14 protein-coding genes are annotated in these 17,007 nt (G+C 52.0%); 9 read left to right on the plus strand and 5 right to left on the minus strand.

Translation table 11 applies throughout. The features are described 5' to 3' along the window. Positions 1-7: 7 nt before the first annotated feature. Positions 8-973, minus strand: a complete 966-nt coding sequence (gene rluC, locus CBE72_RS12995; protein ID WP_100144009.1) for a 23S rRNA pseudouridine(955/2504/2580) synthase RluC — start codon at positions 971-973, stop codon at positions 8-10. A 588-nt stretch (positions 974-1,561) separates the two neighbouring features. On the opposite strand from rluC, the gene rne reads away from it, so the two are divergent. Both rne and CBE72_RS13005 read left to right on the plus strand, forming a co-directional pair. Beyond that, complete coding sequence (gene rne / locus CBE72_RS13000; protein WP_100144011.1) at positions 1,562-5,035, plus strand: ribonuclease E; 3,474 nt, start codon at positions 1,562-1,564, stop codon at positions 5,033-5,035. 138 nt (positions 5,036-5,173) lie between these two features. After that, on the plus strand, positions 5,174-6,733 hold the full coding sequence (locus tag CBE72_RS13005) for a SulP family inorganic anion transporter (protein WP_100144013.1): 1,560 nt from the start codon (positions 5,174-5,176) through the stop codon (positions 6,731-6,733). A 58-nt stretch (positions 6,734-6,791) separates the two neighbouring features. On the opposite strand, the gene CBE72_RS13010 is transcribed toward CBE72_RS13005, so the two are convergent. Then, the gene (locus tag CBE72_RS13010; protein WP_100144015.1) at positions 6,792-7,709 is read right to left on the minus strand and encodes a bifunctional methionine sulfoxide reductase B/A protein; all 918 of its coding nucleotides are present in this window, start codon (positions 7,707-7,709) and stop codon (positions 6,792-6,794) included. 219 nt (positions 7,710-7,928) lie between these two features. Between CBE72_RS13010 and CBE72_RS13015 the strand changes: the two genes are divergently transcribed. Both CBE72_RS13015 and ylqF read left to right on the plus strand, forming a co-directional pair. Next, positions 7,929-8,768 (plus strand): isopenicillin N synthase family dioxygenase, encoded by an 840-nt coding sequence (locus CBE72_RS13015; protein ID WP_100144075.1) that lies wholly within the window; start codon positions 7,929-7,931, stop codon positions 8,766-8,768. Positions 8,769-8,844: 76 nt separating this feature from the next. Beyond that, positions 8,845-9,786, plus strand: coding sequence for a ribosome biogenesis GTPase YlqF (ylqF, locus tag CBE72_RS13020; RefSeq protein ID WP_093983046.1), 942 nt, complete (start codon positions 8,845-8,847; stop codon positions 9,784-9,786). Positions 9,787-9,917: 131 nt separating this feature from the next. Here the strand turns inward: ylqF and CBE72_RS13025 are convergent, their stop codons facing one another. After that, the gene (locus CBE72_RS13025; RefSeq protein ID WP_100144077.1) at positions 9,918-10,388 is read right to left on the minus strand and encodes a low molecular weight protein-tyrosine-phosphatase; all 471 of its coding nucleotides are present in this window, start codon (positions 10,386-10,388) and stop codon (positions 9,918-9,920) included. 55 nt (positions 10,389-10,443) lie between these two features. Further along, on the minus strand, positions 10,444-11,415 hold the full coding sequence (locus CBE72_RS13030) for a DNA ligase (protein ID WP_229671751.1): 972 nt from the start codon (positions 11,413-11,415) through the stop codon (positions 10,444-10,446). Positions 11,416-11,832: 417 nt separating this feature from the next. On the opposite strand from CBE72_RS13030, the gene CBE72_RS13035 reads away from it, so the two are divergent. After that, positions 11,833-12,204 carry a diacylglycerol kinase gene (locus CBE72_RS13035; RefSeq protein WP_100144019.1) on the plus strand — a complete coding sequence of 124 codons (372 nt, stop codon included), beginning with the start codon at positions 11,833-11,835 and terminating at the stop codon, positions 12,202-12,204. 93 nt (positions 12,205-12,297) lie between these two features. Here the strand turns inward: CBE72_RS13035 and hdfR are convergent, their stop codons facing one another. Beyond that, the gene (gene hdfR / locus CBE72_RS13040; RefSeq protein ID WP_100144079.1) at positions 12,298-13,143 is read right to left on the minus strand and encodes an HTH-type transcriptional regulator HdfR; all 846 of its coding nucleotides are present in this window, start codon (positions 13,141-13,143) and stop codon (positions 12,298-12,300) included. A gap of 111 nt (positions 13,144-13,254) precedes the next feature. On the opposite strand from hdfR, the gene CBE72_RS13045 reads away from it, so the two are divergent. From CBE72_RS13045 to CBE72_RS13060, 4 genes are all read left to right on the plus strand, one after another. Then, positions 13,255-13,689 (plus strand): MaoP family protein, encoded by a 435-nt coding sequence (locus CBE72_RS13045; RefSeq protein WP_167387669.1) that lies wholly within the window; start codon positions 13,255-13,257, stop codon positions 13,687-13,689. A 20-nt stretch (positions 13,690-13,709) separates the two neighbouring features. Next, on the plus strand, positions 13,710-14,657 hold the full coding sequence (locus CBE72_RS13050; protein WP_100144021.1) for an ATP-grasp domain-containing protein: 948 nt from the start codon (positions 13,710-13,712) through the stop codon (positions 14,655-14,657). 288 nt (positions 14,658-14,945) lie between these two features. After that, positions 14,946-15,839: a hypothetical protein gene (locus CBE72_RS13055; protein ID WP_373289209.1), complete on the plus strand. Its 894-nt coding sequence runs from the start codon at positions 14,946-14,948 to the stop codon at positions 15,837-15,839. A gap of 270 nt (positions 15,840-16,109) precedes the next feature. Next, positions 16,110-16,961 carry a class I SAM-dependent methyltransferase gene (locus tag CBE72_RS13060; protein WP_157929084.1) on the plus strand — a complete coding sequence of 284 codons (852 nt, stop codon included), beginning with the start codon at positions 16,110-16,112 and terminating at the stop codon, positions 16,959-16,961. Positions 16,962-17,007: the final 46 nt, after the last annotated feature.

Below are 17,007 nucleotides of genomic sequence, written 5' to 3' on the forward strand. Positions count from 1 at the left end.
TTTCTTTCTATACCCGAGTGAGTTTGTCCAACAACTCAAGCAGTACAGGATCCAGGGGAGCCTGCACTGTCATTTCAGTCTCTGTGTCAGGGTGAGTGAACTTAAGTTGCGCCGCATGCAGAAAAAGGCGATTTAACCCGAGTGCCCGCATGCTATCATCAAACTTCTGCTCACTGTACTTTTCGTCACAGGCAATGGGATGACCGGCATACTGGCAGTGTACCCGGATCTGATGAGTGCGACCGGTTACCGGACTCGCCTGCACCAGTGTCGCACCGTCATAACGCTGCAAAATTTTGAAGCGGGTTTCAGAGGCTTTGCCTTCGGTATTTACCCGCACAATACGTTCACCCGATTTGAGCGTCAGCTTCAGCAGTGGCGCCTTAACCACCTTGTCGTGCTTTTGCCACTCACCGCGGACCAGCGCCTGATAGTCTTTTTGCATCTGCTTATGTCTGAGCTGGTCATGCAGGTGCTTTAACGCGCTACGCTTCTTGGCGACCAAAAGCACCCCGGAGGTGTCTTTATCAAGACGGTGTACCAACTCAAGAAACTTTTGTTGCGGCCGCAGCGACCTCAGCGCTTCTATCACGCCGTAATCCACACCACTGCCACCGTGCACAGCGATGCCGGCCGGTTTATTCAGTACCAGAATATGCTTGTCTTCAAAAAGAATTCTGTCTTCTAGGCGTGATACCCGCTCAAGATTGGCGGATGGCGCAGTGCGATAGTTCTCTTCACTGACCCTAACCGGCGGAATTCGCACCTGGTCCCCTTCGGCCAACTTATATTCGGGCTTTATCCGCTTCTTGTTGACCCTGACTTCGCCCTTGCGCACTATGCGATAGATCATGCTCTTGGGTACGCCTTTGAGCTTGCTGAGCAGAAAATTGTCAATACGCTGGCCAACATTGTCTTCATCAATGGTCACCAGGCGAACTTGCAGATTGGGTGATGAGGTCTCGGTATTCATAACACTTATGTTGCGGTTCGGGGCGCGCTATTGTACAACATGTCGAGGCTTTTGATTGCCGATTTTTTTGAATTCAGCTATATTTCAGCGGCGAACCCTGAGTGTTGTTGGGCCATAGCTCAATCTATGAACGGTTCGAACAGTGGAAAACGCTTGAGTAATATCTGACCTCCGAGGTCGCAAATAATTGATTTGCAAACCGTATATAAAAGAACACTACTGAAAAAATTGTTTTTACGGTTAAACCTGGATGGAATTACGAAATTCAGACTACTTTCAAGCCGCCACTATGCTGTTTTCGAAAGTTAATGTTAACTCGTCATCAAACGACAAGGCTCGACTTCGGCATTACCGGATTATTATTGAAGAATTTATGGGGTTGGTTGATGTTTTACAACGAATTCCTTGTTTTTGTAATCATTGAAAAATAAGCCATAAATAGGATGCGACACGCAGCGAATGCGTCTAACAGCAATGCGCACCTCCCAGCCTGGAGGAACGCCGAGAGGCGTCACCCGAATGAGACCAGGCCCGTAATGCAGCGACCTGTACGTTTGATGACCTCTTATTAAGAAGAATGACGTCATCATGAAACGGATGTTAATCAATGCGACTCAATCCGAGGAGTTGCGTGTTGCCCTGGTTGATGGGCAACAGCTCTATGATCTGGATATCGAAAGCCCAGGCCATGAGCAGAAAAAAGCCAATATTTATAAAGGTAAAATCACCCGCGTAGAACCCTCTCTGGAAGCGGCTTTTGTTGACTATGGCGCCGAGCGCCATGGCTTCCTGCCACTGAAAGAGATCGCTCGCGAATACTTCCCCAAAGGTTACTCCTTCCAGGGTCGTCCCAGCATTAAAGAAGTGGTCAGTGAAGGCCAGGAAGTCATAGTTCAGATAGATAAAGAAGAACGTGGTAACAAAGGCGCCGCCCTGACCACCTTTATCAGTCTGGCCGGCTCTTACCTGGTACTCATGCCCAACAACCCTCGCGCAGGTGGTATCTCCCGCCGGATTGAAGGTGATGAGCGCACTGAGCTGAAAGCAGCCATGGAAAACCTGGAAGTGCCCAACGGCATGGGGCTGATTGTCCGCACCGCTGGTGTTGGCAAGGCTGCCGCCGATCTGCAGTGGGACTTGAAGGTATTGCTGCACCATTGGACAGCGATTCAGGAAGCGGCCGAGAGTCGCCCTGCTCCTTTCCTGATTCATCAGGAAAGCAATGTTATCGTTCGCGCCATCCGTGACTACCTGCGCCGTGATGTAGGCGAAATTCTAATCGATCACCCACAAATTTATGCCGATGCCAAACAGCATATCGCCTTGGTACGTCCTGATTTTGTCGACAGAGTCAAGCCCTACTCATCTGAAGTGCCGCTCTTTACCCACTATCAGATTGAGTCACAGATAGAATCCGCATTCCAGCGCGAAGTCAGACTGCCTTCCGGCGGCTCCATCGTTATCGATCCCACCGAAGCGCTGACCTCAATCGATATCAACTCCGCCAGAGCCACCAAGGGCGGCGATATCGAAGAAACCGCACTAAACACCAACCTAGAAGCCGCCGACGAGATTGCCCGTCAGTTACGTCTGCGCGACTTGGGCGGCTTGGTGGTTATCGACTTCATCGATATGACTCCGGTTAGACACCAACGCGAAGTGGAAAACCGTCTGCGTGATGCCGTTCACCATGACCGTGCCCGAGTGCAATTGGGCCGTATTTCCCGCTTCGGTTTGATGGAAATGTCCCGTCAGCGTCTGCGTCCGTCTCTGGAAGAGTCTGCCGCTCACATCTGCCCTCGTTGTAACGGTCAGGGTACCATTCGTGGTACCGAGTCACTGGCGCTGTCGATTCTGCGCCTGATGGAAGAAGAAGCCATCAAGGAAAACACCTCTCAGATTGAAGCCATAGTGCCCGTGGATGTCGCGGCTTACCTGCTGAACGAAAAGCGCAAGGCCATACGCATCACAGAGCAGCGCCATGAAGTTGAAGTTTATGTGATCCCGGATCCACATATGATGACCCCGAACTACCGTGTGGTACGTCATCGCAAGGACGATGAGATCTCTGAAGTCAGCTACCAGCGTGTAGACGAGCCGGAAAACAAACTGTATGAACCACGTAAACTGGAACGTGCAGCCGCACCTAAGCCAGCACTGAGTGGTTTTGCTACACCTCTCAAGCAGGAAACTGCCGAAGCACCGCAGACAGCCAAACCGGCGGCAAAAACCGCATTGGTTGAAGCAGCCAAGCCCGGAATAATTTCCCGTTTCTTCGCCGCCCTGGGTGCCATCTTCTCCTCTTCCGAGCCACAAGCCGGCAAGAAGCAGGAAAAGAGCACTAAAGACAATCAGGAAGGCAGCGGCCAGAACAACCGCCGTAACCGTCGCAATGACCGCAACGACAGACGTCGCAAGAGTGGTGATGACAAAGACGGTAACCGCGATTCACGCAGTCGCAACCGTAAATCGGCCACTAACGAGCGCCCTACCCGTGATAAAGACGAGCAAGGCAACAAGCGCCAGGCAAACGACACCGGCAAGCCAACCCGTGGTGACCGCAGCGACAAGGCTCCCAAGTCTGAAGCTTTGGATGAACGCAAGAGTCGCAGCAAGGCCCGTGACGAAAGCGAGCAGGAACCAAAACAGGAAGCCGCCCGTGAGCGTCGCCAACGTCGCAACCTGCGTCGTAAGGTGCGCATTGAGGCCAGCGATGCACAGGAAGCCGTTGACAATACAGCAGAAGCAACCAGCGCCGAAGTGAAAGCCAGCGCCCAGGCCAAATCTGAAGTAAAGGTCGAGGCAAAAACCGAGGCCAAGCCAGTTCGCACCAAAGAGAGCGATGCCAAGGATAACGCCGAGCAAGCTGACAAGCCGCGTCGCAACCGTCGTAAGCCTGCCGCGGCTCAGGCTGAGTCCAAGGAAATGGAAGTTCAGGCCGAAGTTGAAGCCAAGTCAGAAGCCAAGAGCGAAACTGCTACCGAGCTGAAGGCTCAAGAGTCAACTCAGGTAGCTACCGAAGTTCAAATCGCTGAAACCCAAGTTGCTCCTAAGGCGGAAGACACTGTGGTTAGCGGTGAAACTCACCAAGCAGCCATTGCTGAGCAAACAGTTGCAAACAGTGTTCAAAATGACGTTGAAGCCATCGAAGGCACTGAAGAAGGTGATAAACCCAAGCGTGAAGGTCAACGTCGTAGCCGCCGCAGCCCTCGTCATCTGCGGGCAGCCGGTCAGCGTCGCCGCCGCACTGAGCAGGAAGGCGAAGAGTCTGAAAGTTCTGAAAAGGCAAGCACTGAAAAAGCAGCCTCTGAAGTAGCAAATAACGCTAAAGAAGAGGTTGTCGCCGAGGCATCAGCGCCCGCCGCTGCCGTTGAAGTCGCCGCTGAGCAAGCAAAGCCTGCCGACAAAGCTCAAGAGCAAGCACAAGCTGAACCTCAAGTTGTTGCCAAGCCGACTCCCCAGGTTGAAACCAAAGCTGATGTAACTACCGAAGCTCAGGTTGAGACAAAGCCTCAAGCCGAGGTCGCTGCCAAGGTAGAAATCGTTGCCGCTGCAAAAGCCGCCGAGGTAGAGGTAAAGGCTGAGCCCAAAACAGCGGAAGCCGAGCTAGTGACAGCGTCTGAAGCCAAAGCTGAGAAAGCTGAAGTTGCAAAAGCTCAACCAGTCGAAGCTGCGCCATCAAAAGCGGCAGAGAAAGCGAGCGAAGCACCCAAGGCAAAAGCTGCTGAAGAGATTGCATCCAAGCCCAAGGCAGAAACTGCATCGGCAAGCGTCGCCGCCTCTGCCCCTATGGCCAAGCCGGCTGCAATCAGCCGCCCTGCGCGTCAGGCAAGCAATGAAGCCAAGGAAAGCCCAGCAGCAACACCTGCAACAACCCAGGCAAGCGCCGCACCAAGAGTCAGTCGCTTCAGCACCATGGTTGGCTCAGATACAACCAAGCCACAGGTGGATCAACGTGCTCACGTTGAAGTGCCCAAAGGCCGTGAGTATCAGGCCAATGGCGAAACCGCGCCACGCAAGAGCCATGGTAACAGCGCCGAGTCAGATATGGCCCGTCCCTGAACCTAAGTGTTGCTGAGAAAAACCATGCCCTCGGGCATGGTTTTTTTATTTTGATCTGCTTCACACTTCTGTCACAACAGAAATTTTGCTAGTATGCGCAACTTTGTTTTTAACCCTCAAGATGGGATCCCAAGCTGAATGTTTGAACTGATACGCCATAAAACCAGCAGTCACAAGGCGGATATACTCTCCGGCCTAACGGTTGCTATGGCGCTGGTGCCCGAAGCGGTAGCCTTTGCCTTCGTTGCTAAAGTAGAACCTATGGTGGGCCTTTATGCCGCCTTTATCATGGGACTGATCACGGCCCTCATCGGCGGCCGTCCCGGCATGATCTCAGGCGCCACCGGCGCGATGGCCGTGGTCATGACCAGTCTGGTGGTGTCCCACGGAGTCAGCTATCTGTTTGCCGCCGTGGTGCTGGCCGGGATAATTCAAATTACCGCCGGAGCACTGCGTCTTGGCAAGTTCATTCGCATAGTGCCTTATCCTGTAATGATAGGCTTCGTCAACGGCCTGGCCATAGTCATATTCCTGGCGCAACTGGGGCAATTTCAGGTCAAAGTCGGCGAAGAGGAGATGGCCTGGCTACCCGGTGCCGATATCTGGTTGATGCTGGCGCTGATAGCCATGACCATGGCTATCATACATTTTCTGCCTAAGCTGACCACAGCCGTGCCGTCATCCCTGGTAGCCATACTGGCAGTAACCGCTCTGGTGGTGGGCCTGGATTTGGATACCCGCAACGTGCTTGATTATTTGCGCAATATGAGCGGTAATCCTGAGGCAACTATCGCCGGCACACTGCCAAGCTTTGCCATTCCAGCCGTGCCCTTCAATCTGGAAACCCTTTATATCATAGCGCCCTATGCCGTTATCCTGGCAGCGGTTGGCCTGATTGAATCTCTGCTGACTCTGACAGTGGTCGATGAGATGACCCAAACCCGCGGCCGTGGCAACAAGGAATGTGTCGGCCAAGGCGTGGGTAACGTCACCAGTGGCTTTTTCGGTGCCATGGGTGGCTGCGCCATGATTGGTCAGTCGATGATTAACATCAACTCAGGGGGCCGCGGTCGTCTTTCCGGGATCACCGCCGCTCTCACCTTGCTGTGCTTTATTCTGTTTGCCGCCGCCTTTATCGAGATGATCCCGCTGGCCGCCTTGGTCGGGGTCATGTTTATGGTGGTACTGGGAACCTTTGAGTGGGCCAGCTTTAAAGTAATGCGCAAGGTGCCCAAGCACGATGCCTTTGTTATTGTGCTGGTGACTGTGGTGACGGTATTTACCGATCTGGCGATTGCGGTATTTGTCGGGGTGATAGTCTCTGCGCTGGTATTTGCCTGGGAGCATGCCAAACAGATCAGTGCTCATAAAAGTATAGATGCCAACGGTTGGGCGGTTTACCGTCTCAATGGCCCACTGTTTTTCGGCTCAGCGGCTTCGTTTCTAGAGTTGTTCGATGCCAACAATGACCCCAAGGATGTCGTGGTCGACTTCCAGTCATCCCGGGTCTGTGACCACTCGGCTCTCGATGCCATAGACACCTTGGCCGAGCGCTATGTGAATCAGGGCAAACGCCTGCATCTTCGTCACCTTTCCAACGACTGCAAGCAGTTGCTGCACAAGGCCGGCGATCTGGTGGAAGTCAATCTGATTGAAGATCCCAGATACAAGATTGCCGACGACAAGTTGGACTCGTAAATTGACACTGTCCAGACCATAAAAAAACGGCAAGCTGAGGCTTGCCGTTTTTTCTATTCTACTTCAGCTTGGCACTGAAACGCCGTCGCACCTTATCCAGCTTGGGTTTGATCACCAAGGCACAATAAGGCTGCTCACCATGAAGCGCAAAATAGTCGTTATGATAGTTCTCCGCCGGATAGAAACCATCAAAGGCGGTCAACTCTGTCACTATCGGCGCGCTAAAGACACCTTCCTCATCCAGCGCCTTAATCATGGAGGACGCCGTCTCAATCTGCTTATCCGAGTGCGCGAAAATCACCGAACGATACTGAGGCCCCACATCGTTGCCTTGGCGATTCAAGGTGGTGGGGTCATGACTGGCAAAGAATACCTCCAACAGCCCGGCATAGCTGATGACAGTGGGGTCAAAAACTATCTGCACCACTTCGGCATGGCCGGTTGCGCCGCTGCATACCGCCTTGTAGTTGGCATCTTTTGCCGCGCCGCCGGCATAGCCGGAAGTCACTTGCATAACCCCGGCCAAGCTTAAAAAAACCGCCTCTGAACACCAAAAACAGCCGCCGCCCAGGGTGGCCGTCTCCAAACGCTTTTCAGTTGCCGGCTGCAAAGCCTCAGCATCATCTATGGCCTCAAAGACCATGGAGACAGAATTGACGCAATGTCGCAAGTTCTTGGCCGTTAACCCCTCTCCTTCAAACACATGTCCCAGATGACCACCACATTGACTGCAGACGATTTCGGTTCTGCGGCCATCGGCGTCGGGTATCCGGGTGACAGCACCAAAAATTTCATCGTCAAAGGCGGGCCAGCCACAATGGGCATTGAATTTATGCTCGGACAAATACAAGGGGGCGCCGCATTTGCGGCACAGATATCGCCCCTTGGCATTGTGTTGATACAGCTCTCCACTGAAAGGGCGCTCAGTGCCTTTTTCCTCGATGACATAACGCTCAAACTCGTTCAGGGGTTTCATTTAACGCTCCTCGATTACTCTGCGTAACCCATAAGACCCGAATAGCTGCAATTACCCTTCACTCAAGTTACTCAGAGCCATAAAGGTGACCTGGATCACTTTACGTTGCCCCTATAAAGACATCAAGGTAGACTTGCGCCCGGGTCACCCGACTGCCAACAAAATGTCCATAGAGACACGAGTATCGGGTCAATAAAAAATAACCAAGATAAGATGATGATGAAACTGGAAACCATAGACTATCGCGCCGCAGATGCTGCCGAGCGCTTTGTAGAATCCTTGCGCAGCACCGGCTTTGGCGTGTTGCGCAACCACCCTATTTCACAACACTTGGTGCAGGATATCTACCGCGACTGGCAGGACTTCTTCAACAGTGAAGAAAAGCAGGCCTTCATGTTCAAGCCGGAAACCCAGGATGGTTTCTTTCCGGCGAGCATTTCAGAAACCGCCAAAGGCCATACGGTCAAAGACATCAAAGAGTACTTTCACGTCTACCCCTGGGGCCGCATTCCAGAGCAATTGCAGGACAATATCCTCACCTACTACCAAGAAGCCAATGCGCTGGCCGCCGAGCTTCTGGACTGGGTCGAGGCGCACTCGCCTGCCGAGGTGGCAGCCAACTACCGCACTGCGCTGTCGCAAATGATAGCCAATAGCCACAAGACGCTGCTGCGGGTGCTGCATTATCCGCCAATGACGGGTGATGAGACCCCGGGCGCCATTCGCGCCGCCGCCCATGAGGATATCAACTTGCTTACCGTATTGCCCGCCGCCAACGAGCCCGGGCTGCAAGTGCAGAGCCTCGACGGGGAATGGCTGGATGTTCCCAGCGATTTTGGCAACCTTATCATTAACATAGGCGATATGCTCCAGGAGGCTTCCGCCGGTTACTTCCCATCGACCACTCATAGGGTGATCAACCCGGAAGGCGCCGATATGAGCAAGTCGCGGATCTCACTGCCGCTGTTCCTGCACCCTCGCCCCGACGTTGTGCTGTCAGAGCGCTATACCGCCGACAGCTACCTGATGGAGCGCCTGCGCGAACTTGGGGTTATCTAGCGCCTGCGGGCGCTTTTTTCAGTTCGGAATGCTACAATAGCGCTCTTTTTTCAGTTTTCAGCAGGATAAGCAATAGATGGCGATTCAATGGTATCCGGGACACATGCACAAGGCCCGCAAAGAGATAGAAGAGGTGATGCCTCAGATAGATCTGGTGATCGAAGTGTTGGATGCCCGAATACCCTACAGCAGTGAAAACCCCATGGTGGCCAAGCTGCGCCAGGACAAGCCTTGTATCAAGTTGCTGAATAAGTCTGATCTGGCCGATCCCGAGATAACCAATCGCTGGATTGAGTACCTGGAGCAGGAACAAGGAGTGCGGGCACAAGCCATCACTACCCTGCAACCTGCAATGGTCAGAAAGATCCCCGAGCTGTGCCGCAAACTGGTCCCCGTAAGCGAAGGTGCGCTCAAGGATATTCGCACCATGATCATGGGCATCCCCAATGTGGGCAAGTCCACCATCATCAATACCCTGGCCGGCCGGGTGATTGCCAAAACAGGTAATGAACCTGCGGTGACCAAGGCGCAGCAAAGGATCAACCTTAAAAACGGCATAGTGCTGTCCGACACGCCGGGGATCCTTTGGCCCAAGGTGGACAATGAAGCCTCGGGTTATCGCCTGGCGGTCACAGGTGCCATCAAGGATACCGCCATGGAATATGAGGATGTGGCCCTGTTTGCCGCAGCTTACTTCCTGCATGCCTACCCGGAGGCGATGATGGAGCGTTATAAGCTGACCTCCCTGCCCGCCACCGATATCGAATTGCTCGAAGAGATAGGCCGCAGGCGTGGCGCTCTCAGAAGCGGCGGTCATATCGATTTGCACAAGGCCTCGGAACTGCTGTTACATGAGTTCCGCTCAGGGAAAATCGGTCAGCTGTCCTTGGAAACGCCGGAAATGGCCCAGGCAGAAGAGGCGGAAGTGGCCAAGCTGCTGGCGGAGAAAGAAGCCCTGAAGCAGGCAAAGAAAGAAGCCGACAGGCTGAAGCGCTCCGGCAAACGCCATCAGGGTTAAGTTTCCCTCAAGAAGCAAACTTAGCGAAAACGGGCCACCATTTGTGGCCTGTTTTTGTTTGTCACTTATCCGACCAATTATCCAACTAAATTCCGCATAAGCTTTATGACTTTAGTCCTTTGCAGAACCGCTCACCTCGCTGGCGGGATACTCTTGGGCCTGGCGGCCTGGATCCGGGCAAACAGTCCGGCAATGCTCAACTCCAACAGATCCAAAACCTGCTCAAATCCGCTGTCGCCACCATAGTAAGGATCCGGGACTTCCCTGATGGGAGTATCGGCAAAGTCCAGCATCAAGGCCAGCTTGTGTTTGTAAATCTGCGGACAAGCCTCATATAGGGCCTGAAGATTCTCACGATCGGCCGCCAGAATAAGATCGAAATGAGCAAAGTCCCGCGCACACACCTGCCTGGCTTTGATCCCTGAAAAGTCCAGCCCGCGCCGCTCACCGGCAGCGCGGGCGCGCCTGTCCGGCAACTCCCCAGCGTGATAGCCTATGGTACCGGCAGAATCCAACTCCAGTGTCAGTCCCATGGCCTGAGCCTTGGCCCGGGCCACAGCTTCAGCGCTTGGTGAGCGGCAGATATTGCCCATACAAACCATTAAGATACGGTTGATTTCACCCTCATTAACACTTGGCACGCTTTGAAATTCCACCTTAAGGTTCCTTATTGGCTGACTCGGCAGGATTGAGTTCCGCAGCCGGGTCGGCGACAGAGACTTTTGCCTCGATACCCCCTGCCGGGAAACTGAGTCGATAGTCGGATCTTACCCTAAGGAAGCGGGCAAACCTAGGCTTGCCGCCCGAGGTCAGCCCGGAGAAAGCAAAGGTCACCCAGGTTCCGGGAAGCGGCGGTGAAGCTCTCTCGGCATCGGTGAAACCTGTTCCCAAGCGAAAGCTTACCCCAGCCTCGGTCTCCACCAGCAAGGCGCCCATCATACCTTGATACTTGCCCTTTCCCGGAAGTATCGCCAGCACTCGCGCCTCGGCATCTTCCACAGGTTTGAGTTTTAACAAGGCGTCACTGCGCCCCGCCAGATACATGGCATCGATGCGGTGCGCCATCAGGCCTTCGCCCCCTTTGGCCACAACCTGTTGTAACCACAGATGTAACTCTTGCGTGCTGCTCAGACGCCGCTGCTCAATGACATAGAGATAAGGGGTCAGTTGGTGATACTGCTTGAACGCCTGATAACGTTCGGCAAAAGCCATTTTAAGCCCGGGGGCATCGAACAGATAAAAACCCAGCTGGCGCCAGGAGTCTGCCTCGCCCAAACCTCTGGCCAGCAATGATGCAGTATCAAAGCTGTGATAGCCGCCCCAAAGTTCTCCTTCTAGTGCCACTGCAGGAAAGTCTTTCACAAACCAAACTGGTGCAGGAATCACTCTGCCCGAGCGGCTCAGCAAACGCCTGCCGTCCCATCTGGCGCGGACACCATCGAGTTTTTCACTGACAAGGAAATCCTTGATTTCGGCCTTTTGTTGTTGCCAACGACCGGCCAACTCCGGGGCCGGTAATTCTCTATCGCTGGCCGCCGGAAACGAGAGCAGAAAAGTTTGCAGCAGTAACAGCATGGCCGGAAAACACTTAAGGTATGCTGTTGTCGGTAAAGATTGCGGATATTGCATAAGCCCTCCCTGGCTATCGACCAATTGCCTGCTACATCCTATAGCAGAGACCAAAACTACAAAGATCAAAACTACCAAGAGTATAGAAAGTCGTGGTGGTTATGGTGACAACGGGTGTAACGATTATCGAAACGGCCCTCCCCCTTTGCCAAACCTTCCGCCATGGCATAATAACGGCCAAACACCCGTGGTAGGTGCAGTAACTGTTATATCAGCGGCAAGATGAGCTGCTATAATGCCGCCGCACCTTGGAAACCTCAGCGCCACTGCACTACTAGCCAAACTAGTCACTGGTGACCAATGCGAGGTCAATAAAGGAAGCGACAAGTTGCAACCCCATTAACCCAGGAACCTTTCACGGTTCAGCGGGTCTTTATACAGCAACCGGCTATGCCACAGATCAAGAATTGAGAGAATATGAAACCCGCCAACAATCACGGACTGAAACGCATTTTCCGCGCCACCGGCTTTTCCATCAAGGGCTTATGCTCCGCCTGGAAACATGAAGCCGCCTTTCGTCAGGAAGCCGTACTGGCATTGTTAATGATCCCGCTGGCGTTATATCTGGATGTAGTCAAGACAGAAAAATTACTGCTGATAGCAACAGTATTTATCGTCATTATTACCGAACTGTTGAATTCGGCCATTGAAGCCGTGGTCGACAGAGTGGGCGATGAAATTCATCCCTTGAGCGGCCAGGCCAAAGATATTGCCTCGGCGGCGGTCTTTATCAGTCTGTGTTTATGCGGCCTGACCTGGGCCGTGGTTATCTGGCCTTTGGTGTTCTAAAGCGCTTTGGTATGTTGATGCACGCTTTGGTATTTTGAGTGCTTCAGTAAGGTAACCGGGCATCAAGGCAAAACGCTGAATGCCCGGCCAAATTTAAAACTGACTTCTGAGGTAGTTGACCGCTTGCAGTATCTGCTCCAAGCGGTCGTTGCCCGGCAAGTAGGCTACATAGACATTACGCCTGAGCGGCGTTTTATCATCAATCACAAACAGCTCCCCTTTCGCCAGATAAGGTTCAATCATGTTTTGCGGCAAAAATGCACTGCCGCCATTATTGAGCAGAAAGTCCAGCGCAATACGGGCCGAGCCTGTATGCAGTACAGGAATGGGTAACTCGGCATAGTCTCTGGCATGTTGAATATTAAACGCCGTGCCCCAATCGACCTTGATATAATGCCTGTCCGTCAGTTCATCGACGGAGGAAGCCACCTCTGTGCTTACCAGATGCAGCGACACCTCTCCTATCTGCAACAGCTCAAACTCTTCCAACTTAGGGGGATCAAAGGCTATAGCCAGATCCAGCGTTCGGTCCATCAACTGTTTGGTCATTGCCGCCGGCGCCAAAATTTCGGTGCGCAGCGCCACTCCAGCAAGCCCCTGATGTAAACCTTGCATATATCCCTGCAGATAAGCGTCCCAGATATTGGGCGCCGCACCGATAACCAATTGTACCGACTGGTGCTCACTCAAGGAGATATCCTGTTTGGCCCGCTCCCAGGCGGTCAATACCGCTTCGGCATGCGCCAGCATCCGCACTCCGGCCGGGGTCGGTTGTATGTTGTTGCGCTGCCGTTCAAACAGCTCGACGCCGAGAATACTCTCCAGCTGCTTAACCCTGAAAGATACTGCGCTACGGGTCAGATAGAGGTTCTCGGCGGCTTTCCCAAAATGGCGGGTATGGGAAACTTCCAGAAATGTCTTGAGTAAATCCGTGTCCATAAAAAATTCTTTATCGTCATAGACAAATTTTTTTGATTTATAAATCAATCATACTAGCCAATACTCTGCTTGCAAATCTCCTCAAGAACCATTTTTGTAAGGAATATCGCCATGTTGACCACGACTCCTTCACCATCGGCACTGCAAAGTGCATCTATGCAACAAGCCGCCAATGAGAGTTTCGTCAGCGAACGCCGTTTCTATGACGACAAGAACTTCCCCAAAGGCTTTCGCCGCAGCGGGGATTTTACTTACAACGAAGCAGAATTACTCGAAAAACATGGCGTTGCCATGAAAGCTCTGGCAGAGGGACGCCAAGCCCCCCGGAACCCGGAGGAGAGTCATTTTGTTGAAGTTGTCCGCGGAAATTCCGCTCCCGGTAGCTTGTTGGAAAAGATCTGGGTAAAGTATGTCAAGTTGGCTTCAGGGAAGCCTTTCTACGCAGTTGTCGGCACCACTTTGGTGAAAAAGGCCGATGCTGAGTATCTTGACGATATGATAGATGACGATGTTCAGGATGAGCCTGAACTTGAGGATAACCAATGAAAATTAGGGTTTGCGACTAAATGCGTGGTTGGATTTTATATAAAGAGACCGCGACTCAGCTAAAACCTGAATTGTATGAGATTAACCGATTGTTGGAGGCCGCCAAGGCCGACAATATCGAACTTGAGGTCTATGCTCCCGATGAGTTTGACCTTACCGTGACCCGAGAGGACAACAAGAGTATTTTACTGAACGGGCAACCAGTAGAGTTGCCCGATTTTATTATTCCTCGTATGGGCTCGGGTACCACCTATTTTGCCTTGGCGATTATCCGCCATCTGGAGCGTCTTGGCGTTTATTGCCTTAACTCTTCCAAGGCGATAGAAACCGTTAAGGACAAGCTGTTTTCCCAACAACTGTTGGCCGAAAAGAATCTGCCAACGCCCAAGACCATGTTGGTAAAATTCCCGGTCGATGTTGACTTGGTTGAACGCCACTTGGGTTTCCCTGTGGTGATCAAGACACTGTCCGGCTCGCAAGGCAGCGGCGTATTTCTGTCACACAAGGCACGCGAGTTCGATGATCTGATGCAGCTTATCGAGGCAACTAACAAGAATGCCAATATTATCCTGCAAGAGTTTATCTCCAACAGTCACGGTCGGGACTTGCGAGTCTTTACCATAGGTGGCCGGGTAGCGGGATGTTATGAGAGACGTGGCCAAGAGGACAGTTTCAAAGCCAATGTCAGCGCCGGTGGCTCAGCCAGCCCCTTTGCTGTCACGCCTGAAATCGAATGGCTGGCGACCCAGACCGCCAATATTTTGGATCTGGATGTCGCCGGAATCGATCTGCTGTTCGATAATGGTCACTACAAGATTTGCGAGGCCAACTCCTCGCCGGGCTTTGAAGGACTGGAATCTTGCCTTCATCTGGATATCGCGGCACAAATACTGCACTTTATTCGCATCCGTTTGGGGATGTTCAATAAAGACGCAATGAAAAGCGATAATAAAGAGTCCGAATCCTGATCCGAGTATCGGTTTCGAGATAAATCCCAAGCGCTCCTTTTAAAGGGGCGCTTTTTTGTTATGGATCATAAAAAACCACATTTCAATAAACATTGTGTTCACATATGGAACATTTCTGGTTTAGACTCTCTGCAGTCGCGCGAATTTTCAGCATCCGAAAAGACAAGAAGTGTCATCCTGCAAACAGCAGCCAACAAGCACTCAAACCGCGCACGTGCCGCTTTATCCCGGAAAAGGAATCTCTGAGAAGGCACTTGGATTATCTGAGTAACGAAAAGAGATTGCCCATTGCTGACAACACATGCCATTAACAAATCAGGTTTAAGACTATCGCTGACACTCACTCTGCTGTGCTGTGCGGCGCCACAAACCCAAGCTGGCGAGTGGAGCTTGAATATTGGTGGTTTCTACTCTCAATCAGACACCAATATGCAGGTTACCGATCCCCTGATTGGCAACGACTTCAATCTGGATTTTGAGTCTGATCTGCAGTTGGCGGAAAATGAGTTTCTGCCCCTGTTTGAATTGGGATACCGTTTCAACGATAGACACCACATCTATATTGACTGGAAACAACTGCACCGCAGCGCCGAAACTCAGGCGGTCAGTCGGCCATTTCAAATCCAGATTGACGATACTGTCTATGACGTCAAGGCGGGTGGAAAGTTAGGCACCACGCTCAATATCGATATCGCCCGCATCGGCTATGGCTATGACCTGTTTCAAGGCAACGGTTATAACATAGGGGTCAGTGTAGGGCTGCACACTATGTTTATTGACAGTAGCTTTGAAGGTTCCATTGGCGCCTGTGCCACTTCAGAACTCAGTGGCAATATCTGCAGCGCCCAGCCCATTCCCAGAGTCGTAGATGAGAGTGTTACTGCACCTTTACCGAATATTGGCCTCTTTGGTGACTATGAGCTGGCACCCGGTTGGCAATTTAATCTACATGCCCAATATTTTTCCGTGCGCCTCGATGATCTCAAGGGCTCACTGGTCGATATCAGAGCCGGCATGAAAACCACCCTGAGTGATCGTTGGGACATCACCTTGGCCTATAACTACTACAAAGTGGATGTGGATGTGCGTCAGAGCGCATCGAACGCCGCGGTAAAAGTGGCCGACTACAACCTCTACTATAGTTTTATCGGCCCCATGTTATCGATCAGCTACCGTTTCTGAACTTGTCCTCTGCTTGACGGTATAATCACGCTTTTTCCTGAAGCTTTTTCCTGAAGCTTTTTGCTGACGCCTTTCCCTGAGCATAGTCGCTTATTGGCAGCTCTAGTCAAAGCTGTCGTCCACTATCTTTTGCCGACAATCACCAAGTATTCCAGCCCTCTCGCCAGCCAAGCCTCTCAAAAAGTGAGTTTGATAAAAATCCACTCTTGCTCACAGTTACGCATCTGATAATGGTTATCATTTAATAAAAGGATGAGGGAGGAGGCAAAGATGAGTAACAAGCTGGCAGTCACAGGGCTAAATGATCCTATCGCCCAAACACTTTTTATCCCACTCTATATGAAATCGTGCCAATCCAAACTGAAAGATGCCTTCTTCTCAGATCCTTGGGCCTGCGCGCTTATCGAACAATTTGATTATGACTTCTCAAGTTTTGACCAATCTGTATTGAGCTCTGTAGGGGTCGCCATCCGCGCGGGTTACTTTGACAGACTCACGGCGGATATTATCGCTGCGGCGCAGTCCTGTGTTGTAGTCAACCTCGGAGCCGGACTCGATGCCCGCTTTCAGAGGGTTCAAATGCTGATGGGAAACACGATGGAAGACAAGGCCTGGTTTTACATCCTGGATCTGCCTGAAGTGATTGCCCTCAGAGAGCAGCTCCTTCCTTCGGACAGTTGTGAGACATGCATCGGTGGTTCTGTATTTGATAGCGATTGGATGGATGAACTCAATGCCCGTCATCAGGGCGCAACCTTTGTTTTTATTGCTGAAGGCCTGCTGATGTACTTCGACAATTGTCAGGTACAACAGTTGCTTCAAGAACTGGCCAGCCGCTTTCCTGGTTGCCATATTCTATTCGACGGTATCAGTCGCTGGATGAGAGACAATTCAGATAACCACGACAGCGTAAAATATGCCGGTGCCGGTTTTAAGTTGGCGCTCGACTCGCCACGGGAGATTGAGCAATGGCATGGAAAGCTAAAGGTGATTTCAGTCGCGCATTACGCCGATTTCAAAGAGTGGAAACGAGTGGGTTTCTTCAATTATCTGCTGTCCAAATACATTCCCAAATACTTCCACTCCAGTTTTCTGGTGCATGCCTGTGTCGAGCAGCCATGAAAAACAAAGGCATTCAATTAATTACGCTTTCAAGTGACAAGAAGCA

Source organism: Shewanella carassii (genome assembly GCF_002777975.1).
GTDB lineage: Bacteria > Pseudomonadota > Gammaproteobacteria > Enterobacterales > Shewanellaceae > Shewanella > Shewanella carassii.

Coding starts and splice junctions, on each gene's coding strand:
- CBE72_RS13045 (WP_167387669.1), top strand. CDS start 13,255: ATGTTGACCACGACTCCTTCACCATCGGCACTGCAAAGTGCATCTATG.
- CBE72_RS13010 (WP_100144015.1), bottom strand. CDS start 7,709: ATGAAACCCCTGAACGAGTTTGAGCGTTATGTCATCGAGGAAAAAGGC.
- rluC (WP_100144009.1), bottom strand. CDS start 973: ATGAATACCGAGACCTCATCACCCAATCTGCAAGTTCGCCTGGTGACC.
- CBE72_RS13035 (WP_100144019.1), top strand. CDS start 11,833: ATGAAACCCGCCAACAATCACGGACTGAAACGCATTTTCCGCGCCACC.
- hdfR (WP_100144079.1), bottom strand. CDS start 13,143: ATGGACACGGATTTACTCAAGACATTTCTGGAAGTTTCCCATACCCGC.
- rne (WP_100144011.1), top strand. CDS start 1,562: ATGAAACGGATGTTAATCAATGCGACTCAATCCGAGGAGTTGCGTGTT.
- CBE72_RS13025 (WP_100144077.1), bottom strand. CDS start 10,388: ATGGTTTGTATGGGCAATATCTGCCGCTCACCAAGCGCTGAAGCTGTG.
- CBE72_RS13050 (WP_100144021.1), top strand. CDS start 13,710: ATGCGTGGTTGGATTTTATATAAAGAGACCGCGACTCAGCTAAAACCT.
- CBE72_RS13015 (WP_100144075.1), top strand. CDS start 7,929: ATGAAACTGGAAACCATAGACTATCGCGCCGCAGATGCTGCCGAGCGC.
- CBE72_RS13060 (WP_157929084.1), top strand. CDS start 16,110: ATGAGTAACAAGCTGGCAGTCACAGGGCTAAATGATCCTATCGCCCAA.
- CBE72_RS13005 (WP_100144013.1), top strand. CDS start 5,174: ATGTTTGAACTGATACGCCATAAAACCAGCAGTCACAAGGCGGATATA.
- CBE72_RS13030 (WP_229671751.1), bottom strand. CDS start 11,415: ATGCAATATCCGCAATCTTTACCGACAACAGCATACCTTAAGTGTTTT.
- ylqF (WP_093983046.1), top strand. CDS start 8,845: ATGGCGATTCAATGGTATCCGGGACACATGCACAAGGCCCGCAAAGAG.